Here is a 23,187-nt window from a genome sequence, read left to right as displayed (position 1 = left end):
TCACAGTTCGGACAGCCGCGGCGGCGGAGCGCCGTGCGGAAGACGCGGCCCCACCGCGACGAGACTGCCGGGCTTGCGGCCGCGGCCCCAGCCGAGTTCCTCGCGGTACCGGCCGATATGGTCGTCGCACACCGCGTCGTGATCGGCCAGCGGAGTCGATTCCGGGTCGACATACAGCGCGTCGGTGGGGCAATACGCCTCGCACATGAAGCAGGTCTGGCAGTCGGACTGCCGCGCGATCACCGGGATGCCGCTGTCGGTGCGGTCGAAGACGTTCGTGGGGCACACGTCCACGCACTTGTCGCAGGCGATGCAGTCGCCCCCGCGCAGGATCTCGATCATCACGCCACCGCCCGTGTCTCGGTCGCCGCGGCCGTCGCGGTCCACACCTCGTCGAGCCCGCCGGACAGAATGTGGTGGTGCTGGCGCGGGTCCAGATCAGGATGATCGACGCGTTTGCTCATCCCGCGCGTCTCGGTGCGAGCCAGGGTCGAGCGGTACATCAGGCGGCCCACAGCGGTGATCGCGGCGGCCTGCCTGGCCCGCACACGCTCCTCCCCGGTGCCGCCACCCAGCCCGCGAGCCGCGTCCTCCCACACACTGTCCAACCGCGCCAGCGCGGGCCGGATCCGGTCGCCGTGGCGCAGGTAGTTCTTCTCGAACGGAATCAGCTCGTGCTGCGCGGCTTCGACCACGTCCCCGGCCCGCACCGACTCGGCGTTGTCCGGCCGCAACCCGGTGCGCCCGGCACCGCGCAGAGCCGCACTCACGCCGCGCGCCGAACGCACCGCGAACGCCGCCGCGCCGCGACCGGCCCAACTGCCCGACGACATCGCCCACGCCGAATTGTGGCTGCCGCCACCGGTGAATCCACCGCAGATCCGCTCCCTGGTCGCCGCGTCACCCGCCGCGTACAGGCCAGGAACCGTGGTGGCGCAGTCGTCGTCCACGACATCGATACCGCCGGTGCCGCGGACGGTGCCCTCGGCCAGCAGGTCCACCTCGAACCGGTCGGTGAACGGGTCGATGCCGCGCCGGTCGAACTGCAGGAAGAAGTTCGGCTGTCCCAGCCGCATCTGCGCCTGAACGGTCGCGTCGGCCCGATCGAGCTGCGCGAACACCTTCTCCCGCAACAGCGTCCGCGCGATCACCGAACGACCCTTGGTCGAGCCCGCGCCCTCGAGCACCCGCCCGTCCTCGTGGAAGAAGGTCGCGTAACCGTAGTAGGCGGTCTTGGTGATAGTCGAGCCCTTCGGCACGATCGCGTACGCGTTGGAGAACTCCATACCCGAGAAGCGAGCGCCCACCTCGGCCGCCATCAGCGCACCGTCACCGGTGTCGACATTGGTGCCCAGCGCCCGGGACAGGAACGCGCAGCCACCTGTCGCGAGAACCACCGCCCCGGCCACGACACGGTAATCCCGGTCGGCCTGGCGCTGGTAGCCCGCGGCGCCGCGCACCACGCCGTCGTCGTCGACCAACAACTCCAGCGCGGGCGAGTGGTCGAGGATGCGCACCCCGATCCGCTTCACCCACGCCCGCATCCGGCGCATGTACTCCGGGCCCTGCACGCCGGTACGGATCTGCTCACCGGTACCGGGATCGACAGGAAACGGGTACCGTCCCTCGACCGCGAGCCGATTCATGTTCGCGTAGGTCTGATCGAGCACCCGGTCCATCCAGTAGTGGTCGGCCAGATGCCCGCCGAGCGCCTCCCGGCTGGCCTTCGCGTTCGCCCGCGCGGTCGCCTCCGGCGCGACGTACCACACGCCGGTGCCCGAAGGGGCGGTAGCGCCGCTGGTACCGCAGTAGCCTTTGTCCACCAGTGTCACCTCGGCGCCGGCCTCACGGGCATGGATCGCGGCCCAGCAGGCGGCAGGCCCGCCGCCGATCACCAAGACATCCGTGCTGATCTGCAACGGTTCACTCATACGTCTGCTCCTGTCGGTGCCTCGGGATTCACGCCGAGTGCGAGCAGCAGCCGGCGGCGGAGTGCGGAGAATTCGGGATCGACCACCGAACGCGGGCGCGCGACGGTGATGTCGAAGGATTCGGCGATGCGGCCGTCACGCAGCACCAGCGCGCGGTCGGCCAGCAGCAGCGCCTCTTCCACGTCGTGGGTCACCAGCAGCACCGACTGCCGGTGCAGCGTCCACAGGCGAGCCACCAGAGCCTGCACCTTCAATCGGGTCAGCGCGTCGAGGGCGCCGAACGGCTCGTCGAGCAACAGCAGCTCCGGATTGCGCACCAGCGCTCTGGCCAGCGCCACACGCTGGGCCTCACCGCCGGACAGCGTCGCGGGCCACGCATCCGCCTTCGCGGTGAGTCCCACTTCCTCCAGCGCCGTCAGCGCACGCGTCTTGGTAGCGCCGTCCACACCGAGAACCACGTTGCGCCACACATTGCTCCAGGGAATGAGCCGGTGCTCCTGGAACACGATCGCCTTCGATCCGGGCACCTCGAACGATCCGCTGAACCCGCGGTCAAGGCCGCCGATCCCGCGCAACAGCGTGCTCTTGCCCGAGCCACTGGCGCCGAGCAGGGCGACGAATTCACCCGGCGCGATATCCAGGTCGACCTCGCGCAGTACCGTGCGGCCGCCGAAGGCGCGCGCCGCGCCGCGAATACGGACACCGGTCCCGATGGTGGCGGTCATCTACTTCCCCTCGTATCCGGTGCGCCAGGACAGGAACCGGTGTTCCAGCACACGCACGAACAGATCGGTGAGCAAACCCAGAACCGCGTAGATCACCAGAACCAGGAAGATCTGGTCGGTCCGCAGGAACTCCTTGGCATCGTTCATCAAGAAGCCGAGACCGACCGGCGTCGTCTGCATCTCCGCGACGACCAAGGTGAGCCAGCCGATGCCCAGCGCCTGCCGCAGTCCGACGAAGATCTGCGGCAACGCGCCGGGCAGGATGATCTTCGTGGTCAGCTCGAACCGGTTGAGCCCCAGTGATTCCGCCGCCTCCACCAGACGCCGGTCCACCCCGCGGATACCGGCCAGCACGTTCAGGTAGATCGGGAAGATGGGCGCGACGATGATCAGCGCGATCTTGAACGAATCACCGATGCCGAACCAGATGATGAACACCGGGACCAGCGCCAGCGTCGGCAGCATCCGCAACGCCTGCAACGGGCCGTTCACCAGATCCTCGGCGAGCCGGAACAAACCGGCCGCCACGCCACACACCAGGCCGATGCCGATGCCGATCGTCAACCCGACCGCCACCCGCCGCCCGGAGGCGGCCAGATGCTGCCACAGCTCACCCGAGCGGATCAGCTCCCACCCGGCCTCGAGCACCTCCGTCGGCGCGGGCGTGGTCGTGCCGAGCCAGGAACGGGCGCCCAGCTGCCAGATGATCACCGCCAGAATCAGTCCGGAGGAGGCCCGAGCCAGGCCGAACAGTCTGCGGGTGAACGGAGCCGGGCTTTCGGCGGTCGCCTCGGCCGGAGGGGAAGGGGGCGCAGATGTGGTCGGATCCAACTGCAACGTCATCGGACACGGTCCTCACACGAGAAGTACTGTCCGGAACAGTAAGGCGCGCGGCCGGTTCACAGAATGATTGCGATCAGTACGATCCTGAACCCGTGCGCGGCACCACCTGTGTGCTCATCACCGCCCCCATCAGCAACGATGCGGGCTACGCGCGCCGAGTCGCTGCCTGGGCTCGGATTTTGCCCGACCGGTCGTCCCGGTCGAGTGCGTCGCGCCGAGCGGATTCGGCCATCCCGGCTTCGCGGCCCGGAACCGTTACCTTGATGCCGGTTTCGACCAGCCGCTCGGCGAGGGCGGGCAGCACGGTCGAGCACCCCGCGTCCAGCGTGAGCGCCGCCAGCTCGTCGCCGCGCGTGCGACCGCGATTGACGATGACCACGGGACGGCCGCGTTTCGCGGCGTGCCGCACGAATCGCAGCCCGGACATCACGGTCAGCGACGACCCGGCGACCAACAGCGCGTCCGCGGCGTCGACGAGCTCGTACGCCGCCGCGACGCGCTCCTTGGGCACGTTCTCCCCGAAATAGACGATGTCCGGTTTCAGCATCCCACCGCAGTGCACGCAGTCGACCATCCGGAAACCGCCGGTGTCGGTGACCACCGCGTCGGCGTCGGGCGCCACCTCGAGCCCGTCGGTCATCGCGGCCGCCGCGAAGCCCGGATTGACCGCCTCCAGCCGATCGGCCAGCGACATCCGCGAGACCAGGGCCGCGCAGCCCAGGCAACGCACCCGCGCGTAGGTGCCGTGCAGGTCGATCACGCGCCGATGCCCCGCCTTGGTGTGCAGCAGGTCCACGTTCTGGGTGATCAGCCCGCTGACCACCCCCATGCGCTCCAGCCGCGCCAGCGCGCGATGCCCGGGATTGGGGCGCGACCCGTCCATGCGCCGCCAGCCGACGTGATTACGCGCCCAGTACCGCTGCCGGAACACCGGATCGCCGACGAACTGCTGATAGGTCATCGGATTGCGCGGCGGCGAGGACGGACCGCGATAGTCCGGGATCCCGCTGTCGGTCGAGATCCCGGCGCCGGTCAACGCGACCACCCGGCGCCCGGTGAGCAAGCGCACCAACTGCTCGAACCCGGCCCCGGGAGGCATCCGCGCAACGTCCGACATGGTGTTCAGGGTACGGCGCTCGTCGCGGGAAAGCCGCCCCGGGCACTCCGCGCCGCGCGAGTTCAACCAGGTCAGACCCGCCGCATCACCGACACGACCTTGCCGAGCACAACCGCTTCGTCGCCGTCGAGCACCGCGTAGGCCGGGTTGCGCGGCTCCAGAAACACATGACCGTTGCGCCGCCGGTACACCTTCACCGTCGCCTCCCCGTCGATCATCGCCGCCACGATCTCGCCGGAATGCGCCTCGTGCTGCTTGCGTACCACCACGATGTCGCCGTCGCAGATGGCCGCCTCGATCATCGAATCGCCGCGCACCCGCAGCCCGAATACCGTGCCCCGCCCGACCAGCTCACGCGGCAACGTCATCGTGTCCTCGGCGTGCTCCTCGGCCAGGATCGGAGCGCCCGCCGCGATATCGCCGACCACCGGCACCGCCACCGCGTCGTCCGCGGTCTCCCGCCGCGCGGACGGCTGCAAGAACATCCGCACGTCGATCGGACGCGACACCGTTCGGCTGCGCCGTAGAAAACCGCGCTCCTCCAGGCTCTTGAGATGCTTGGACACCGACGACGCCGATCGCAGACCCACCGCGTCACCGATCTCGCGCGTGTTCGGCGGATACCCGTGCCGGAGGACCCAGTCCCGAATCGTGGCGAGAATCCGCTGCTGTCGCGGCGGCAACGTCGAGGTATCGAGGTGCTCGAACGCGTCGAGCTGGTCGTATCCGGTCACCTGGGGAATGGTAGAGGCACGGGCGGACGATCCGGATCGGGCGCGGCGCCCGGCACCGCGAACAGCTCCCGATCGCGTTCGGGAACCCAGCAGGAGGCGGCGGTGTCCCGGTTGTAGTTGTCGGCGACGTGCGCGATCAGATGCCGCAGTCCCGGATGCCGGTTACCCGCCGACCACAACAGCGCCAGCGGATAGGCCGGTGTGGGATCGACGATCATCAAGCGCCGCACATTCGGATGCCACGGCGTCTGGCCTCCGTCTCCGGTGAAGGTCGTCAGCGATGACGAATGCGCGATGCGTTCGACGATCTCCCCCAAATTCAGCAACGGGCCCCTGGTATCGACGGGAATCCCACTGAACGCGCTCAGATCTCGATAGAAGTCCGCCCACTCCGACGGCACGGCCGCCCCCGGCACCCACACCGGATGCCCGGCGATCTCACGCAACGCGATCGTCGACCGTCCCGCGAACGGATGATCCTTACCCACCAGCAGATACAACGGCTCCAGATACGCCGGAGCGGCGACGATGTCATCAGGCAACGTCACCGGGCCGCCGTACGCGCGAGCAAGGGCCGCGTCGACGATGCCGCTGCGCAACGCCTCCCGCGAAGTCGTGATCATGTTCGAGATCACCACCTCGGTGTCGCAGTGCGGATGACGCGCGAGATAGAACTCCATCAACTCCGTCGCGGCCATACGCTTGCCCAGCACCGCTACCCGCAACGGCCGCACCTCCGCGCGCACCGCCCGCACCGCGGCCTCGACGCCCGCCAGCAGCGACCGCGCGTGCGGCAGCAACCGACCACCGGCGCCGGTCGGCACACTGCCGGCGGGCCCACGTTCGAGAAGTTCCGCCCCGAGCTGCGATTCGAGCTTCGCGATGCGCTTGGACACCGCCTGCTGACTGATTCCCAGCACGGCCGCGGCGTGGCCGAACTGCTGCTCCTCCACCACCGCGACGAACGCGCGCAACGCCGCGAGATCCAGCTCCACAGATCACCTCCATCGACAACCAACCGTTGTCCCGACCGTGGTGTCACTTGTTCGACATTCGCGATCTGCGCTGGTCATATGAACCAGAAATCACGATCGGACAGCGACCAACCTACAACCATTCGATGTCCATTCGATCGGTAGGTCCAGAGATAGCCGAGGGGAACCGAATGAGCACCGCGTCCTTCGTCCACCTGCACAACCACACCGAGTTCTCGATGCTCGACGGCATGGCGAAAATCGGCCCCCTCTTCGCCGAAGCCGAACGACTCGGCATGCCCGCCGTCGGCATGACCGACCACGGCAACATGTTCGGAGCCGCCGAATTCTTCACCCACGCAAGCAAAACGGGCATCACACCGATCATCGGGATCGAGGCCTACGTCGCCCCGGAATCCCGGCTCTCCACCCGCCGCGTCTTCTGGGGCGAGCCCGGTCAGCGCGCCGACGACGTATCCGGTTCCGGCGCATATCTGCATATGACCATGTTCGCGCGCGACGCCACCGGCCTGCGCAACCTCTTCGAACTCTCCTCCCTCGCCTCGATCGAAGGACAACTGGGCAAGTGGCCGCGCATGGACGCCGAACTCATCGCCGCACACGCCGACGGCATCATCGCCACCACCGGCTGCCCCTCCGGTGAAGTGCAGACCAGGCTGCGGCTCGGACAGTTCGACGACGCCTACGAAGCGGCGGGACGCTGGCGCGAGATCTTCGGCCCCGACAACTTCTTCCTCGAACTGATGGACCACGGCCTGAGCATCGAACGCCGCGTGCGCGAAGACCTGCTCACCATCGGCGACAAGACCGGCATCCCGCCACTGGCCACCAACGACTGCCACTACGTCCTACCGGGCCAGGCCGCCGCGCACGAGGCGATGCTCTGCGTGCAAACCGGCAAGACGCTGTCGGACCCTACGCGTTTCCGCTTCGGCGGCAACGGCTACCACCTCAAATCCGCCGCGGAAATGCGCGCCCTCTGGGACGACGAAGTCCCCGGCGCCTGCGACGCCACCCTCGCGATCGCCGAACGGATCGAACCCTACGACGAGATCTGGCGATTCCGCGACCGGATGCCGGTCTTCCCCGTCCCCGACGGACACACCGAGGACAGCTGGCTGCGCCACGAAGTCGACGCCGGACTGCGCAGGCGATTCCCCGGCACCGTCCCCGACACCTACCGCGACCGCGCCGCCTACGAACTGGACATCATCCGCGACAAAGGATTCCCGGCCTACTTCCTCGTGGTCGGCGATCTCGTCGCGCACGCCCGCGCGGTCGGCATCCGCGTCGGACCCGGACGCGGCTCGGCCGCCGGGTCACTGGTCGCCTACGCCCTCGCCATCACCAACATCGACCCCATCGAACACGGACTGCTGTTCGAACGGTTCCTCAACCCCGAACGCCCCTCCGCACCCGACATCGACATCGACTTCGACGACCGCCGCCGCGGCGAGATGATCCGCTACGCCACCGACCGCTGGGGTGCCGACCGCGTCGCGCAGGTCATCACCTTCGGCACGATCAAGACCAAAGCCGCCATCAAGGACGCGGCCCGCGTCAACTACGGCCAAGCCGGTTTCGCCGTTGCCGACCGAATCACCAAGGCTCTGCCACCCGCGATCGCGGCCAAGGACATCTCCGTCGCGGGCATCATGGATCCCGCTCACGAACGCTACGCCGAAGCCGCAGAAGTTCGCGCCCTGATCGAATCCGACCCCGACATCCGGCGCATCTACGACACCGCCGCCGGACTGGAGGGCATGGTGCGCGGCGCCGGCGTCCACGCGTGCGCCGTCATCATGTCCAGCGAGCCGCTCATCGACGTCGTCCCGCTGTGGCGACGACCGCAGGACGGCGCGCTGATCACCGGCTGGGACTACCCGTCCTGCGAGGCCATCGGCCTGCTGAAGATGGACTTCCTCGGCCTGCGGACACTCACCGTGATCGGCGACTGCCTCGACAACATCCGCGCCAACCGCGGCCTCGACATCGACCTCGACACCCTCACCCACACCGACCCGAACACCTACGCCATGCTCGCCCGCGGCGACAACCTCGGCGTCTTCCAAATGGATTCGACCGGAATGCGCGAACTGCTGCTGCGGATGGCCCCCACCGAATTCAACGACCTCGTCGCCTCCAACGCCCTCTACCGGCCCGGACCCATGGGCGTCGGCGCGCACTGGGCCTACGCCGACCGCAAGAACGGCCGCGAAGCCATCACCCCCATCCACCCCGAACTCGACGAACCGCTGCGCGACATTCTCGGCGAAACCTACGCGCTGATCGTCTACCAGGAACAGATCATGCAGATCGCCCAGCACGTCGCCGGCTACAGCCTCGGACAGGCCGACCTGCTGCGGCGAGCCATGGGCAAGAAGAAACCGGAAGTCCTGGCCATGGAATTCGAGAACTTCCGCAACGGCATGCGCGGCAACGGATACAGCGACGCCGCCGTCACCGCGCTGTGGGAAGCCGTGCTGCCGTTCGCGGGCTACGCCTACAACAAGTCACACGCCGCGGGCTACAGCCTCATCATGTACTGGACCGCCTACCTCAAGGCCAACCACCCGGCGGAATTCATGGCCGCGTTGCTCACCTCCATCGGCGACGACAAAGACAAATCCGCCCTCTACCTGGCCGACTGCCGCAAACGCGGCATCCGCGTCCGGCCTCCCGACGTCAACTCCTCCGCCGCCACGTTCACCAGCGTCGGCACCGACATACGCTTCGGCCTCGGCGCCATCCGCAACGTCGGCGGCCCGGTGGTCGAAGCGATCACCCGCGCCCGCGACACCGGTGGGCCGTTCACGACCTTCTCCGACTATCTCGATCGCGTCGACGCCACCGCGTGCAGCAAAAAGGTGACCGAATCACTCATCAAAGCAGGCGCGTTCGACTCCCTCGGCCATCGGCGCAAAGGCCTGCACCGCATCCACGACGACGCGATCGAGGCCGCGCTCGGCGTCAAGAAGGCCGCCGCACGCGGCCAATTCGACTTGTTCGCCGCAGACGACGCCGAGGACGAAACCGCGTCCGTCTTCCACATCGCCGTCCCCGACGAAGAATGGGAGAAGCCGCAACTGCTCGCCTTCGAACGGGAAATGCTGGGACTGTATGTATCCGGGCACCCGCTCGACGACGTCGCCGGTGCGCTCGCGGCCGCCGTCGACGCCCCGATCGCCACCGTCCTCGCGGGCTCGGTGCCGCACGGCCGAACCGTCGCGCTCGGCGGCATGATCGCCCAAGTCGAACGCCGGATCACCAAAAAAGGCGACCCGTGGGCGGTCGTGCGCCTGGAAGACCTCGACGCGAGCACCGAAATCCTGTTCTTCCCCGCCGCCTACGCCCGAGCGGCCACCACGCTGATCGAGGACGCCGTCGTGCTCGTCACCGCACGCGTCGACATCCGCGACGGCCGCCGGTCACTGATCGCCGACGCGCTCACCGTGCCCGAACTCGCCCGAGCAGGCGGCACGCCGCTGACGCTCTCGCTGCGAACCGACACCTGCACCCGCGACAACGTGCGGGCCCTGCGCGAGATCCTGCAACGTCATCCGGGAAACACCGAAGTACAGATCCTGTACCACGCCCGAACCGGCCCGGCCCGCTACGGCCTCGATCCCGCGTTGCGCGTCCACCTCTCCTCCGGACTGCTCGGCGACCTCAAAGCGCTCCTGGGCCCCGCCGCGGTCGCGGCGGGATCAACGGTAACCGCGGTGAACGGTGCCTACGGTCCGGGCACATCATCTGTCCGGGGCGGGCGCATCACGTCAACCTCCGCGATCGGACCCGCATAGCGCTCGACCTCCACCAGCGCGAGTTGCCCGGCGCACCCCTGACTGAGCGTGGAGGAGGGGCGGTCGGCGATGAGCACGTTCGGATTGCCGTGACGGCAGAACGTCGGGTCGACCGGGTCGGGGTCGTACCACGCCCCGGTGGACAGCTGCACGACACCGGCCCGCACACCGTCGTCCACCACCAGTCCCGCCAGACAACTACCCCGCTCGTTGAAAACCCGCACGATCGCACCGGCACGCAGACCACGGGCGGCGGCGTCCGAAGGATGCATCCGAATCGGCTCCCGCCCCCGGATTTTGACCGACCGGCTGTAGGCCCCCACATCGAGCTGGCTGTGCAGCTTGGTCCGCGGCTGATTCGCCACCAGCTGCAACGGGTACCGCTCTGCCGCCGGACCACCGAGTCGCTCCGCCGGCTCCAACCACACCGGATGCCCCGGGCAATCGGCATATCCGAAACCGGCTATGGTCGCGGAGAATATCTCGATCTTCCCGCTGGGCGTGGTGAGCGGGTACCGGCCCGGTGCGGCCCGGAAATCCGCGGCCAGCACCTGCCGCGGATCGGGCACCGGGAGCTCGAGGCTCTCGCCCGCCCAGAACGTGTCGAAATCCGGCAGCTCGTGGCCCGCCCGTGACTGCGTGACCCGCCACTGCTCGTACAGATGCCGCAGCCACTCACCGGCGCGGCGCCCCTCGGTGAACTCGGTACCGACATCGAGCCGATCGGCCACCGCGGCGAAAATCGAGTAGTCGTCGCGCGCCTGCGCACGCGGACGGGTCAGCGCCTTCATGGGAAAGAACACCCTGTCGCCCTCACCCACGCCGTAGTCGTCACGCTCGATGGACATCGTCGACGGCAGCACGATATCGGCGTGCCGCGCGGTAGCCGTCCAGAACGCATCGTGCACCACGACCGTGTCCGGCCGCGCGAACGCCGCACGCAAACGGGCCAGGTCCTGATGGTGATGGAACGGATTTCCGCCGCACCAATACACCAACCGTACATCCGGATACACCAATTCCCGGCCGTCGTACCGGTAGGGCATACCGGGATTCAGCAGCATATCCGCGATCCGCGCGACCGGTATGAAGACATCGATGCCGTTGCGCCCCTGCGGAAGTCGCGGTACCGGCACACGGGCCGGTTCCCCCACGCTCGCCGCCGAGCCGTAGCCGTGCCCGAACCCGCCGCCGGGCAGCCCGATCTGCCCCAGCATCGCCGCGAGCGCCACACCCGCCCACAACGGCTGCTCACCATGCTGCGCACGCTGTAGTGACCAGCTCACCGTCACCAGCGTCCGCACGGCGGCCATCTCGCGCGCCAACGCCCGGATACGGCCCGCGGGCACACCGGTGATCGCCGCAGCCCACTCCGGATCCTTCGCGACGCCGTCCACCGTGCCACGCAGGTACGCCGCGAAGCGGTCGAAACCGACCGTGTACTCGCGCAGGAACTTCTGGTCCGTCAAGCCTTCCGCGTCCAGCACCTGCGCGAGCGCCAGCATCAACGCCACGTCGGTTCCCGGTAACGGGGCGATCCATTCGGCGTCGCCTTCGGGCGGGGTGTCGTCGCGCAGCGGACTGATCGACACGAACCGGCAGCCGCGCACCCGCGCCGCCGCGATCCAGCCGCGTGTGTTGTGCCGCGAGACGCCGCCCGGCGACACGGCCGCGTTCTTCGGCGACAGACCGCCGAAAGCCACCACCAGCTCCGAGTGTTCCGCCAGCACCGCCTTGGCCGTCGCTCGTTGCGTCACCCAGCCGATATCGCCGATGACATACGGCAGGAACACTGTCGACGTGCCCAGACTGTAGCTGTTCACATGCCGGACATAGCCGCCGAGACAGTTGAGGAACCGGTGCAGCTGACTCTGCGCATGATGAAAGCGTCCCGCGCTGGCCCAACCGTACGAGCCGCCGTAAACCGACTCCGCACCGTACCGCTGGTACACCCGCCGGAGCTCGCCGGCCAGCAGGTCCAACGCCCGCTCCCACGACACCGCGACAAACGATTCCGAACCGCGCGGACCGGGGCCCGGCCCGTTCTCCAGCCAACCTCGGCGAACGTACGGCTGGTCGATCCGAGTCGGATGATGCTGCGCCGACGCTACGTTCTCGATCAGCGGCGTCGGTTCCGGATCACCACGCCACGGCCGGACCTCCGTGAGCCGTTCGCCGTCGCTGTCCGCCTCGAACGCGCCCCAATGAGTCAGATGCGTGGTCACCGGCCCACCGTAACCGCCCCCACCGACACCGGACGGCCGCTCGATTCCCGATCCCACACCGGCTCAAGCGGATTGCCGACGCAGCTCGAAGATACGGAACACCCGGCCGCCGGACAGTTCGTACTCCATCGCGTAGCCGGGCCAGAACGCGACCGCGAGATCCCAGAACGGCTTTCGCTCCACACCGGTGATCTCCCGTACCGTGACCGGGAACTGCTCCCCCTTGTGCCGGACCGAGGCGGTCTGCGCGGCACGCAGGTTCGCCGACCACACCGGATGCGCGTGACTTCCCCAATTCGATCCGAGAACGATGAAGTCGGCACCGCGCGGGACGTAGAGCAGTGACGTGGTGCGCGGGAGCCCGGTCTTGCGCCCCGCCACGGTGACTTCGATCGACGGCAGCCCGGCCAAGTCCAGGACGCCCATCCGCCCACCGCTCACCCGTCGCAGCATCCGCTCCACCCGGAGCACGAGCGGCGCCGACCGCATCACCCAGCGCCGCTGGGCCAGCCGTCGAGCCACTCGCGGCAACGGATTCGAGACCATGGACGAATCCTGACACGGCCCTCGGGCCGAGATGAATCAGCACGCCGTGACAGAGGGTCATGTCACACCGAGCATTCGTCCGACCCCCTCCCCTTCTTTGCTGGTTTTTGTTTTTTCTGTGGTTGTGAGAGGTGAGAGATAGATTGTTAGATGCGCATATCTACGTAACTATATGTTTATTCGAAGCGGCCTCATCGAGGGTTGACTGACTGTCATTCCCGCATCGGGACACAGCTTCCGGCCATCACCGGGCACAACGACAACCCGCCGGACTCCACTTCCCTCCCCTGACTTCAGGAAACGGACAAGCGACCAATTACCCTGTCCCCCGTGGACTTCACCCCAACCGGTCCGCGTGCCGGAGGTCCACGAGCGCCCGTCACCGTCTCGGAACAGGAGTTCGATGCGTTTCCACCGCCGCCGCGTCTCGGCCGTCCTCGCGGCCGTCACCGCGGTCCTGCTCGGGAGCGCCGCCCCGGCCGCCCGGCCTGCGCCGCCCGCTGTCGTCGCGCCGATGGGCCCGGACTTTCTCTGGGGCGTGGCCGCGTCGGGATACCAATCGGAGGGTCATGCCCCGGACAGCAACTGGTCCCGCTATGTCGCGTCCGGGAAAACAGCGGACCCCTATCGGGATTCGATCGACTTCTACACCCGCTACCGCTCGGACATCGCCTTGGCCGCCGACCTGGGCGTCAAGGTGTATCGGGTCGGCATCGAGTGGGCTCGACTGCAGCCCGAGCCGGGTAAATGGGACCCCGACGGGTGGAGGTTCTACGACGGCGTCGTCGCCGCGATCACGGCCGCCGGGATGCGCCCCATGCTCACCATCGACCACTGGGTCTACCCGGGTTGGGCGGTGGACCGCGGCGGCTGGGACAACCCGGGAATCGTTGCGGACTGGCTGGCCAACGCACGCACCGTCGTGGATCGATACGCCCGGTACAACCCGTTGTGGGTCACGTTCAACGAGCCGACCTTCTACCTGGTGAACGAACTGCGGCACGGCGGCCTGGCGCCGACCGCCGCGCCGACGATGCAGGACCGGATCGCTCAGGCGCACAACAGCATCTACGACCACATTCACCGCGTTCAGCCGGACGCGATGGTGACCAGTAATGTCGCCTACATTCCCGGCGGCGAGGACGTGGTGAACAAGCCATTGGTGGACAAGATCGGCGCCAAGCTCGACTACATCGGCATCGACTACTACTACGGCCTCTCCCCCGACAGCCTCACCAGCTCGGCGAATTTCACGGAGCTGTGGAAGAACCCGCTGCAGCCGGAAGGCATCTACTATGCGCTGCAACACTATTCGCGCCAGTTCCCCGACAAGCCGCTCTACATCGTGGAGAACGGGATGCCGACCGAGAACGGCCTGCCACGCGCGGACGGATACGGCCGAGCCGACTCCCTGCGTGACACCGTCTACTGGCTCCAGCGCGCCAAGGCCGACGGCATCGACCTGATCGGCTACAACTACTGGAGTCTCACCGACAATTACGAGTGGGGCTCCTACACCCCCCGTTTCGGCGTGTACACCGTCGACGTCCTGACCGATCCGGCGCTGACGCGCAAGCCGACGGACGCGGTGGCCGCGTACACGGCTATCACCCGATCCGGTGGCGTCGCGCCCGATTATCGGCCGACCCGTGCGCCGAAGGATTGCTCGTTCGTCGACGTACCCGCCAGCTGTGCCGACCCGGTCACCGTGCCCCGGTGACACCGAGGCATTCGGATACGCCACCGGATGGAGGTAGACGATGACCGACGATCCCGTCGCGGTTCTCCGGCGCTGGACCGATTCGGGCGGGATCTGGCGGGTGGCCGCACGCAGACCGGATTCGGTCACCGTCGCGCTCTACCAGTGCACCGGTGGTGAGGAAGTGGATCGGCTGGTCTCCGCCGATCCGGAGCTGCTGCGCTACCTCGGCGATCGGACCAGCAGCGAGGACTGAAGTTCAGGCCGCGACCGGCCCGGTCACGCCTCGCCAGAGCCGTTCGAGCACCCGCGCGGCCGGCTCCACCGCGGTGACCAGACCGACGCCCTGGCCCGCGTCGACCGGCGCGACCGCCGGATCGTCCGCCGCGATCGCCTCGGCGAGTGCTTGCTTGGCGGACGGGTCCGCAGCGAGTTCGTCCTCCCGCCCGGTCCACCGGTCGGTGAACTCGGTGCGCAGCACCCGCGCGGGGAACCGGGACGACCAAGGCAATCCCATTCCCACGTCGTAGGCGCGGGTGAGCACGGCGTCGGCGCCGCGTGCGTCGAGCAGGGCTCGTCGGCCAGCATCCGACAGCAACGATTCGGTGCAGGCGGCCAGACAGGTGCCCAGCCACGCGCCACTCGCCCCAGCCCGGAGTACGGCGGCCAGGTCCGCCGGTGCGCCGATGCCGCCTGCCGCGAGCACCGGGACCGACGCCACGTCCAGCACCTCGTCCAGCAGTGGCAGCAGCGCCGCGTTCACCGCGCCGTGTCCACCGCCCTCCACGCCGCGCGCCACGAGGACGCCGATCCCCGCGTCCTGCGCACGCCGCGCGTCCTGCGCGCTGTACACCTGGGTGGCCGGGACGATCCCGGCGTCCGCGACGCGGGCCGCCCAGCCGAGGTCCTCGCCGAAGCTCACCGAGATCAGTGCGGGGCGGGCCTCGACAGCGGCGTCCAGCAGCCGCGGCTCTCCGGCGACGACCCAGTCGACCAGGCCGATGCCGAACGGGCCGTCGATACCGCGAACATGCGGCAGCTCCCGCTCCAGCGCCAGGACCGACCCGGCACTGCCCATCCCGATCATGCCGAGTCCACCGGCCGCGGTGACCGCCGCGGCGAGCCGTCCGCCTGCCACGCCGCCCATCGGCGCGTTGACCAGTGGGATCCGCGCACCGATCCGGTGCGCCCATGCGGTCGCGGCAGTCAGGTCGGGTGCGGAAGACTCTTCGCCGGGCGTCGTCACGCGTTCCATCGCAGCACACGCCATCTCGACCGGGCGCGGGCTCCCCCATTCGGGCGGGTGATCACCCGCGGTGGCCCAGCATGTCGAGCAAACCGTCGAGCTGGAGTTCGAACACTTCGTCACGGTCGGCGAAGGTGTCGGCGCCGTACATGTCGAAGACATCCGCGCTCACCGCCCCGAACAGGCCGACCCAGAACGTCACCCCGCGCACGACCAGCCAGTCGGGCAGCTCGAGCTGGAACTCCTCTCGGATCGACGCGAAACTGCCCGCGAGGGGTGCGGATATCCGCGGCTCGCCGGCCGGCGCCGCGAGTCGACCGTCGTGGTGGGCGCGCGCGAACAGCGTCATCATCGTCGCGATCACGCGCGTGCCCGGGGCGACGGTCTCGGCCGCCGGCGCGTCGTAGCCGGGGACCGGAGTGCCGAACAGCAACCCGTAGCGGGCGGGCTCGGCCAGCGCCCAGCGCCGCACCGTGCGACCGAGGCGACGCAGCCGATCGATCGGGTCGTCCGGGGCGTCGGCCAGTGCGTCGTCGACCGCGTCGCCGAGGGCGTTGTAACCGTCCACCACGAGCAGGGTGAGCAGCTCCTCACGACTGCGGACATACCGATAGACGGCCGAGGAAACCACGCCGAGGTCTCGCGCCACCGCGCGCAGCGACAGTGCCGCGGCGCCGTCGGTCGCCAGGTGCTCCCGCCCGATCCGGATGATGTCGTTCATGGTCTGAGCCCGGGCTCGGGCGCGAGGGGTCGTCGGCATAGCAAAACCATGCGTGGTTCAGAGAGCGATGTCAACTATGGAGAGCATCGCTCTTGTCGGTCCGGGTGCAGCCGCTCGCTGTGGCATTCGCGGGCGATCGGCCGGTTCCGGACGAGTTGCGAACCGTTACTTACCCGGGAGTAGTGTTAGCCGAGTCACTGGCGACAGATCGAGGAGTTCCACATGGACCAGCGGACGACGGATTTCGACGTGCTGATCGTCGGGTCGGGGTTCGGCGGCAGCGTCACCGCGCTTCGGCTGGTGGAGAAAGGCTACAAAGTCGGCGTATTGGAGGCGGGCCGGCGCTTCGCCGACGACGAGCTGCCCAAGACCAGCTGGGAACTGAAGAAGTTCCTCTGGGCGCCCGCCCTCGGTTGCTACGGCATTCAGCGCATCCACCCGCTGCGCAACGTCCTCATCCTCGGCGGCGCCGGGGTCGGCGGCGGATCGCTGAACTACGCGAACACCCTGTACGTGCCGCCGGAGCCGTTCTTCCGCGACGCGCAGTGGCGTGACATCACCGACTGGCGTGACGAGCTGACCCCGTACTACGAGCGAGCGCAGCAGATGCTCGGCGTGGTGCGCAATCCGCACATGACGCCCGCGGACGAGGTATTCAAGGCCGTCGCCGACGACATGGGCGTGGGCGACACCTTCGTGCAGACTCCGGTCGGCGTGTTCTTCGGCGAGCCGGGGAAGACCGTGCCGGACCCGTACTTCGGCGGTGTGGGGCCCGAGCGGACCGGTTGCGTCGAGTGCGGCGACTGCATGGTCGGTTGCAAGTACGGCGCGAAGAACACCCTCGTGAAGAACTACCTCTACTTGGCCGAGCAGGCCGGCGTCGAGGTCATTCCGATGACGACCGTCACCGAACTGCGTCCGCACCCCGACGGCACCTGGGACGTGTCCACCGCCCGCACCGGCGCTTGGATACGCAAGCAGCCGCGGACGCTCACCGCCGGGCACGTCGTGCTCGCCGCGGGCACCCGCGGAACCCAGAAGCTGCTGTTCGCCATGCGAGACAAGGGCGTGCTGCCCGATCTGTCCGACCGACTCGGCGTGCTGACGCGCACCAACTCGGAATCGATCGTCGGCGCGGCCACCAAGAAGGTGGGCCCGGGCGTCGACTTCACCAAGGGCGTCGCGATCACCTCGTCCATCCATCCCACCCCGGACACGCACATCGAGCCGGTCCGCTACGGCAAGGGCTCCAATGCCATGGGCCTGCTCCAAACGCTCATGGTCGACGGCGGTGGCCGGATTCCGCGCTGGCTGCGCTTCCTCGGCATGGTGCTGCGGCATCCGATGGATCTGCTCAGCTTCCTGAGCACCAAGAACTGGAGCGAACGAACCATCATCTCGCTGGTCATGCAGCACTTGGACAACTCGATCACCACGTACACCAAGCGAGGCCTCTTCGGCCGCAAACTCACCAGCAAACAAGGCCACGGCCAGCCCAATCCGACCTGGATCCCGGTGGGCAACGACGTGACCAGGCGGGTCGCGCAGCGGATCGGCGGCATCGCGGGCGGCAGCTGGGGCGAGATCTTCAACATCCCGCTCACTGCCCACTTCCTGGGCGGGGCGGCGATCGGAGCCGACGCCGAGCACGGGGTGATCGACGCCTACCACCGGGTGTACGGCTATCCCACCCTCAGCGTCGTCGACGGTGCGGCGGTCTCGGCCAACCTCGGCGTCAACCCCTCGCTGACGATCACCGCGCAGGCCGAGCGGGCGGCGGCGTACTGGCCGAACAAAGGCGAAGTGGACACCCGGCCGCCGGTCGGTACGGGATACCGGCGCATTGCTCCGATCGCGCCCGTGCATCCGGCCGTTCCGGCAGGTTCGCCTGCCGCACTGGTGCTTCCGATCGTGGAGATCCGCAAGACGCCCGCCGCCGGGTAGCTCCCGGCCGAGCGTCGCCCTGATTCGACGGCGGGCGAGCGCGTCCACGCCTCGCCCGCCACACACCGAAGACCACCGAACCTGCACCCAGCAATCTCATCTGAACTAGCCTTTATCTGGTCTTTTGTCGCTACGACAGCCAGGAGGCGACCCGTGAGCACACTGCGGCGCGCACTGCTCGGTCCGATGGCGATGGCGATGGCGACGGCCACCATTCTCGCCGTGACGGGGTGCGGCGGCGGCGAGCCGGACCCCGCCGGAGCCGGGTCGCCCTCCAGTTCCGCGATGATGCCCAATCAGGTCGCGGGTGTGCCCATCCCGGACGGACGAATCGATGACGCCGTGGGCGAACTGGACCAACTGGCCGAAGACCTGCTCGCCTCCTCCGGCATCCCCGGTATGGCGGTCGCCGTCGTGCACGGCGGAAAGGTCGTGTACAGCCGGGGCTTCGGCGTCCGCAGCGTCGTGACCAAGGAGAAGGTCGACCCGGATACGGTCTTCCAGCTGGCGTCGGTCTCCAAGCCGATCGGAGCGACCGTCGTCGCTCGCCGGATCGCCGCCGGAGGCGTCGAATGGGACACCCCGGTGCGCCGGCTGCTGCCCTCTTTCGCGCTCGCCGATCCCTACGTCACCGAGCACGTCACAGTCGGCGACCTGTACGCGCACCGCTCCGGGCTGCCCGATCACGCGGGCGACCTCCTGGAGGATCTCGGTTACGACCGTCAGCAGGTACTCGACCGGCTTCGGCTGTTGCCGCTGGACGCCTTCCGGGACTCCTACGAGTACACCAACTTCGGACTGACCGCGGCCGCCGTCGCCGTGGCCGCCGCGGCCGGGACCGACTGGGAGACGTTGTCCGAGCGAACGATCTACGGCCCGCTCGGCATGAAATCGACCAGTTCCCGCTACGCCGACTTCGCGTCCCGTCCCAACCGGGCCGAGGGGCACGTCCTGATCGACGGGACGTACGAGGTGGCGAACCCGCAGCGACAACCGGACGCGCAGTCACCGGCGGGAGGGGTCAGTTCCTCGGTGGCGGACATGACCAAATGGATGACGATGGTGCTCGCGAACGGCTCGGCAGATGGCTCCGTCCTGGTGCCACCGGAGGATCTGCTGCCCGCCATCTCCCCGCAAGCCATGTCGTCGCCGCCGACAACGCCCGACGCGCGAGCCGGCTTCTACGGATTCGGCTTCAACGTGACCGATTCCGCGTCGGGCCGCGTCGTCCTCGGTCACTCGGGCGCGTTCGGCCTCGGTGCGGGTACGGCGTTCACCCTGATCCCCTCGGCGGACGTCGGCATCGTGACACTGACCAACGCGGCGCCGATCGGGGTGCCCGAAACGCTCAATGCGGAGTTCGCCGACTTGGTCCAGTTCGGAAAGATCCAGCAGGACTGGCGCTCGCTGTATCGCACGGCGTTCGAGCCCCTCGGCGCGCCGGCGGGCGCACTGGCCGGCGAACAGCCGCCCGCCGACCCGGCTCCCGCACGACCTTCCGCGTCATATGCGGGCACCTACGACAACGCCTACTACGGACCGGCGACAGTCAGCGCCACCGGTAATTCGCTGACACTCAGCCTGGGCCCGCACAATATGACCTTCCCTCTGAAACACTGGAACGGCGACACTTTCGTCTTCACTCCCCCGGGCGAGAACGCCAATCAGGGTTCGGTCTCACAAGCGACCTTCGAGGGCGACAAGCTCATCCTCGAGTACTACGACACCGAGCACCTCGGCGTATTCACTCGGAAGTGACCATCTCCGCCGTACCGGTCACGCGGCCCCACTTCCGGTCGATGATCGCAGCCCGTCGCCGCACCCATTTCCCGAGGGTTTGCCGAGGGGAGTTGCGGGAAGTCGCTGAGTGCACCGAAAGGAGGCGGCGATGACCGAACCGAACGAGACCTACGACCCGCCCCAGGACACGGGCGCGCCCGACTCGGTCGAAACCGATCCGGCGGCCCTGAGCAGCGCCGAGGACCTCGATGAGGACCGGCTGCGCTCCGACCCGCTCGAGGCAGGCATGGACCCGCCGGAACACTGGACCGGGGCCACGAAGTACGGCGTGACGGCGTGGGAGCAAGCTCATCCTCGGCCGATCGGAGAGCGGCTCGCCGAAGAGGAGCCCGACGTCGATCCGGACCGAGCGCCGGAGACCGACCAGACCCGGCCCAGTAGGACCGAGAGGCTCGAGGACATCACCTGCGACAGCGACGGGGTGCAGGTCGCCCACCGCTACGAAGAGGAGATCGGCGTCGCGGCCGACATCGCGGGCGGTTCGGTGGCCGACGAGATCCGTCGACCGGCCCCGCCCGAATGAGCTGATCGGCCGTTACCCGCCGTAGCCCGGCCCGTCATCACCCCGTCCGGCAATCGCGCGGATCCGGCGCGATCGCCGGGCGGGTGACGGACCGGGCTGAACTCACTCCGGCAGCCATACCAAACAGAAGGTGTGTCCTACCGGATCGGCGTAAACGCGGAACGCACCGTCGGTTTCGGCTTGCACGAGCGTCGCACCCAGGGCGAGCGCCGCGGGCTCGGCTTTCGCGATGTCGTCCACCAGCACGTCGAAATGGATCTGCTGGGACGCCTCCGGGTCGGGGAATCGCGGCGGTTTGTATTGCGGCGCTGTCTGAAACGCGATGCGCCTACCGGAGGTTTCGACCAGCACCACCCAGTCGTCGTCATCGTCCTCGAGCAGGTCTCCCCCGAGCAGCTCGCGATAGAACGTGGCGAGTTTGCGCGGTTCGGGGCAGTCCAGCACCACACTGCGCAACTGCCCGACCCTATTGTTCGCTGCCATACTCCGACCTCCTGACATACGCCATTCGTCGTTGCCTACCCGCGCCGCTCGACGACAAACACTTCAGCACACCTGTTGCGCGACAAGGATTCCTGTTGCGGCGACGATCCGCGGTCTTTCGTGCCGCCTACTGCGGCTCGATGACGGGCGCCGGAAATATCCGCGCGGTCCGGGAGGCCGCTACGACGGGCTGAACGCGCGGTGACTCACGGGGCAGACAGGTCGGGAGGCTCGAATGCAACGGCCCGCCCGGCGTTGGATTACGCCGAGCGGGCCGCTTCCCCGTTCGCTGTGCGGCGCCGCCACGTCACACAGCGTGATCATGGTAGGCGCCCGCGCGGGTAGTTTCCGGCAGCCACGCCGTACCGACGGCCGCCCGGATCGGTGCCGCCGCTTCGATGGCCACGAATCGCCGGGCGGCTCCTATCGGATGGTCACCGGTGGGGACTTGGGGAATACGACCGGAAAAGCCATCAGCGCCCGATGGAACGGCCCCGGCCGCCACTGCAGTTCGGCCAGTGGCTTGGCCAACTGTATTTCGGGCAGGGCATCGAGCAACTGGTCGATGGCGTTCTGCACCGTCATGTATGCGACGGACTTCGCCGGGCAGGCGTGCGGGCCCGCGCTCCAGGCCAGATGGGAGCGGTTGCCGATCCGGCTGCCGCCGGGTTCGTCGCTTCCGCGGATCTGCGGGTCGTTGTTGCAGCCGGCGAGACTGATGACGACCGGCTGGTCCGCGGGCAACCAGACACCGTCCACCATGATCGGCTGGCGCGGGTACGTCGTGCAGAAGTTCGCCATCGGCGGGTCGTTGAACAGGACTTCGTCGAGCGCGTCGGTGGTGGACAGATTCCGCCCGAGGACATCGCCGAAGCGGAACCTGTCGTCGGTGATCATCAGCAGCAAGGCATTGGTGATCAGATTGCGCTGCGCTTCGAAGCCCGCCCCGTAGAAGCTCATGAGCTGGGCGAAGATCTCGACGTCGTCGAGGTCTGTCGAGTGATGCGCCAGACGCGAGGTGACATCGTTGCCGGGCTGTTGGCGCTTGATCCGGATCAGCTGCATCAACGCCTCTTTGACCATCTTCATGCCCTCGGGCCCCCGGACCGTGTCGAAGCGCGCGGCCATACCGGTCGCGACCCGCTCACCGATCTCGGCCGGGCAGCCGACCATCTGGTTGAGGACCTCGAGGACGAGCGGAAACGCGTACTGCGTCACCAGGTCGGCGGATCCGGCTTCGCAGAAGGCATTGATCAGCGGGACAGCGATCTGCTCGACCATGGAGGGCACGTCGAACAAGTCGATCCCGTCGATGGCGTCGACGGAGGCGCTCCGATAGCGATCGTGCGCGAGTCCGGTGTTGTACCGTGCGGCCGGATACCACTCCATCATCGGCCGAACCGGAGAGTCCGGGGGGATGGACTTCTGCCACGTTCGCGGATCGGCTGGGAAGTGGTCGGGGTCACTGAGGATTCGCACCGCGGTCTGGTAGCCGATCACGAGGGTGGCCGGCACACCGGGCGCCAGCTCGATCGGCACGAGCGAGCCGTACTGGCGACGCATCTCGCGGTATGCGTGATGCGGGTCGGCGACGAATTCCTTCGTGTACAGCAGAACTCGTAGGACATCCACATCAGCGGGAGATCCGTGCTGGACGGGGCACGCTCCGGATCCAGTGGCGTGTGGCGCGGACATCGGGGACTGTGGTCTGGTCAAGGATGTGACTCCAAGTGCTGGAACAGGATTCGGCGGATACGGGTCGGTGAGCGGGTACACGTGCCTTCCAAGTCCTGTCGTCCAGAGCTTGGCGACCCGCTTACGCTAGCAACATAGCAACGCTCCGATAGTGGTG

The 23,187-nt window shown here is 68.1% G+C and carries 19 protein-coding genes; 6 read left to right on the top strand and 13 right to left on the bottom strand.

Features of this window, described 5'->3' with window-relative positions:
• From IU450_RS22355 to IU450_RS22325, 7 genes are all read right to left on the bottom strand, one after another.
• On the bottom strand, positions 1-342 hold the full coding sequence (locus tag IU450_RS22355; protein ID WP_195151701.1) for a 4Fe-4S dicluster domain-containing protein: 342 nt from the start codon (positions 340-342) through the stop codon (positions 1-3).
• A complete protein-coding gene (locus tag IU450_RS22350; protein ID WP_195151700.1) occupies positions 342-1,931 on the bottom strand; it encodes an FAD-dependent oxidoreductase in 1,590 nt (529 codons plus the stop codon). Before IU450_RS22350 ends, IU450_RS22355 begins: the two co-directional genes overlap by 1 nt.
• Complete coding sequence (locus tag IU450_RS22345) at positions 1,928-2,656, bottom strand: ABC transporter ATP-binding protein (RefSeq protein WP_195151699.1); 729 nt, start codon at positions 2,654-2,656, stop codon at positions 1,928-1,930. The genes IU450_RS22350 and IU450_RS22345 overlap by 4 nt, the downstream gene beginning before the upstream one ends.
• On the bottom strand, positions 2,657-3,499 hold the full coding sequence (locus IU450_RS22340; RefSeq protein WP_195151698.1) for an ABC transporter permease: 843 nt from the start codon (positions 3,497-3,499) through the stop codon (positions 2,657-2,659).
• A gap of 145 nt (positions 3,500-3,644) precedes the next feature.
• Positions 3,645-4,616: an NAD-dependent protein deacetylase gene (locus tag IU450_RS22335; RefSeq protein WP_195151697.1), complete on the bottom strand. Its 972-nt coding sequence runs from the start codon at positions 4,614-4,616 to the stop codon at positions 3,645-3,647.
• Between the two features lie 71 nt (positions 4,617-4,687).
• Positions 4,688-5,350: a transcriptional repressor LexA gene (lexA, locus tag IU450_RS22330; protein ID WP_195151696.1), complete on the bottom strand. Its 663-nt coding sequence runs from the start codon at positions 5,348-5,350 to the stop codon at positions 4,688-4,690.
• Positions 5,347-6,345, bottom strand: a complete 999-nt coding sequence (locus IU450_RS22325) for a LysR family transcriptional regulator (RefSeq protein ID WP_195151695.1) — start codon at positions 6,343-6,345, stop codon at positions 5,347-5,349. The genes lexA and IU450_RS22325 overlap by 4 nt, the downstream gene beginning before the upstream one ends.
• A gap of 170 nt (positions 6,346-6,515) precedes the next feature.
• Here IU450_RS22325 and dnaE point away from each other — a divergent pair, with 170 nt between their 5' ends.
• Positions 6,516-10,148, top strand: a complete 3,633-nt coding sequence (gene dnaE / locus IU450_RS22320) for a DNA polymerase III subunit alpha (protein ID WP_195151694.1) — start codon at positions 6,516-6,518, stop codon at positions 10,146-10,148.
• Here dnaE and IU450_RS22315 read toward each other — a convergent pair.
• Positions 10,079-12,373 (bottom strand): molybdopterin-dependent oxidoreductase, encoded by a 2,295-nt coding sequence (locus IU450_RS22315; protein ID WP_195151693.1) that lies wholly within the window; start codon positions 12,371-12,373, stop codon positions 10,079-10,081. The two genes, dnaE and IU450_RS22315, sit on opposite strands and share 70 nt — an antisense overlap.
• A gap of 63 nt (positions 12,374-12,436) precedes the next feature.
• Positions 12,437-12,919 (bottom strand): nitroreductase family deazaflavin-dependent oxidoreductase, encoded by a 483-nt coding sequence (locus IU450_RS22310; protein ID WP_195151692.1) that lies wholly within the window; start codon positions 12,917-12,919, stop codon positions 12,437-12,439.
• 403 nt (positions 12,920-13,322) lie between these two features.
• Here IU450_RS22310 and IU450_RS22305 point away from each other — a divergent pair, with 403 nt between their 5' ends.
• On the top strand, positions 13,323-14,639 hold the full coding sequence (locus tag IU450_RS22305) for a family 1 glycosylhydrolase (RefSeq protein WP_195151691.1): 1,317 nt from the start codon (positions 13,323-13,325) through the stop codon (positions 14,637-14,639).
• Between the two features lie 40 nt (positions 14,640-14,679).
• Positions 14,680-14,874: a hypothetical protein gene (locus IU450_RS22300; RefSeq protein ID WP_195151690.1), complete on the top strand. Its 195-nt coding sequence runs from the start codon at positions 14,680-14,682 to the stop codon at positions 14,872-14,874.
• Positions 14,875-14,877: 3 nt separating this feature from the next.
• On the opposite strand, the gene IU450_RS22295 is transcribed toward IU450_RS22300, so the two are convergent.
• Together IU450_RS22295 and IU450_RS22290 are read right to left on the bottom strand one after the other, a co-directional pair.
• On the bottom strand, positions 14,878-15,864 hold the full coding sequence (locus IU450_RS22295; RefSeq protein WP_324197768.1) for a nitronate monooxygenase: 987 nt from the start codon (positions 15,862-15,864) through the stop codon (positions 14,878-14,880).
• Between the two features lie 61 nt (positions 15,865-15,925).
• On the bottom strand, positions 15,926-16,624 hold the full coding sequence (locus IU450_RS22290) for a TetR/AcrR family transcriptional regulator (RefSeq protein WP_195151688.1): 699 nt from the start codon (positions 16,622-16,624) through the stop codon (positions 15,926-15,928).
• Between the two features lie 183 nt (positions 16,625-16,807).
• Between IU450_RS22290 and IU450_RS22285 the strand changes: the two genes are divergently transcribed.
• The 3 genes from IU450_RS22285 to IU450_RS22275 all read left to right on the top strand — a co-directional run bounded on the left by IU450_RS22285 (position 16,808) and on the right by IU450_RS22275 (position 20,852).
• Positions 16,808-18,529 carry a GMC oxidoreductase gene (locus tag IU450_RS22285; protein ID WP_195151687.1) on the top strand — a complete coding sequence of 574 codons (1,722 nt, stop codon included), beginning with the start codon at positions 16,808-16,810 and terminating at the stop codon, positions 18,527-18,529.
• A gap of 186 nt (positions 18,530-18,715) precedes the next feature.
• Entirely contained in the window at positions 18,716-20,287 is a 1,572-nt protein-coding gene (locus IU450_RS22280; RefSeq protein WP_195151912.1) for a serine hydrolase, read from the top strand.
• A gap of 130 nt (positions 20,288-20,417) precedes the next feature.
• Positions 20,418-20,852, top strand: coding sequence for a hypothetical protein (locus IU450_RS22275; RefSeq protein WP_195151686.1), 435 nt, complete (start codon positions 20,418-20,420; stop codon positions 20,850-20,852).
• Between the two features lie 102 nt (positions 20,853-20,954).
• Here the strand turns inward: IU450_RS22275 and IU450_RS22270 are convergent, their stop codons facing one another.
• Positions 20,955-21,335: a VOC family protein gene (locus tag IU450_RS22270; protein ID WP_195151685.1), complete on the bottom strand. Its 381-nt coding sequence runs from the start codon at positions 21,333-21,335 to the stop codon at positions 20,955-20,957.
• A gap of 423 nt (positions 21,336-21,758) precedes the next feature.
• Positions 21,759-23,030, bottom strand: coding sequence for a cytochrome P450 (locus IU450_RS22265; RefSeq protein ID WP_195151684.1), 1,272 nt, complete (start codon positions 23,028-23,030; stop codon positions 21,759-21,761).
• Positions 23,031-23,187 lie beyond the last annotated feature (157 nt).

This window comes from Nocardia abscessus, assembly GCF_015477775.1.
GTDB classification, from domain to species: Bacteria; Actinomycetota; Actinomycetes; order Mycobacteriales; family Mycobacteriaceae; genus Nocardia; species Nocardia abscessus_A.
This window is presented reverse-complemented; position numbering and strand designations above follow the sequence as displayed.

Bases quoted from the DNA above. Each gene is read 5' to 3' on its own strand.
- IU450_RS22355 (WP_195151701.1), bottom strand. From the start codon at position 342: ATGATCGAGATCCTGCGCGGGGGCGACTGCATCGCCTGCGACAAGTGC.
- IU450_RS22350 (WP_195151700.1), bottom strand. From the start codon at position 1,931: ATGAGTGAACCGTTGCAGATCAGCACGGATGTCTTGGTGATCGGCGGC.
- IU450_RS22345 (WP_195151699.1), bottom strand. From the start codon at position 2,656: ATGACCGCCACCATCGGGACCGGTGTCCGTATTCGCGGCGCGGCGCGC.
- IU450_RS22340 (WP_195151698.1), bottom strand. From the start codon at position 3,499: ATGACGTTGCAGTTGGATCCGACCACATCTGCGCCCCCTTCCCCTCCG.
- IU450_RS22335 (WP_195151697.1), bottom strand. From the start codon at position 4,616: ATGTCGGACGTTGCGCGGATGCCTCCCGGGGCCGGGTTCGAGCAGTTG.
- dnaE (WP_195151694.1), top strand. From the start codon at position 6,516: ATGAGCACCGCGTCCTTCGTCCACCTGCACAACCACACCGAGTTCTCG.
- IU450_RS22310 (WP_195151692.1), bottom strand. From the start codon at position 12,919: ATGGTCTCGAATCCGTTGCCGCGAGTGGCTCGACGGCTGGCCCAGCGG.
- IU450_RS22305 (WP_195151691.1), top strand. From the start codon at position 13,323: ATGCGTTTCCACCGCCGCCGCGTCTCGGCCGTCCTCGCGGCCGTCACC.
- IU450_RS22300 (WP_195151690.1), top strand. From the start codon at position 14,680: ATGACCGACGATCCCGTCGCGGTTCTCCGGCGCTGGACCGATTCGGGC.
- IU450_RS22290 (WP_195151688.1), bottom strand. From the start codon at position 16,624: ATGCCGACGACCCCTCGCGCCCGAGCCCGGGCTCAGACCATGAACGAC.
- IU450_RS22285 (WP_195151687.1), top strand. From the start codon at position 16,808: ATGGACCAGCGGACGACGGATTTCGACGTGCTGATCGTCGGGTCGGGG.
- IU450_RS22280 (WP_195151912.1), top strand. From the start codon at position 18,716: ATGGCGATGGCGATGGCGACGGCCACCATTCTCGCCGTGACGGGGTGC.
- IU450_RS22275 (WP_195151686.1), top strand. From the start codon at position 20,418: ATGACCGAACCGAACGAGACCTACGACCCGCCCCAGGACACGGGCGCG.
- IU450_RS22270 (WP_195151685.1), bottom strand. From the start codon at position 21,335: ATGGCAGCGAACAATAGGGTCGGGCAGTTGCGCAGTGTGGTGCTGGAC.
- IU450_RS22265 (WP_195151684.1), bottom strand. From the start codon at position 23,030: ATGTCCGCGCCACACGCCACTGGATCCGGAGCGTGCCCCGTCCAGCAC.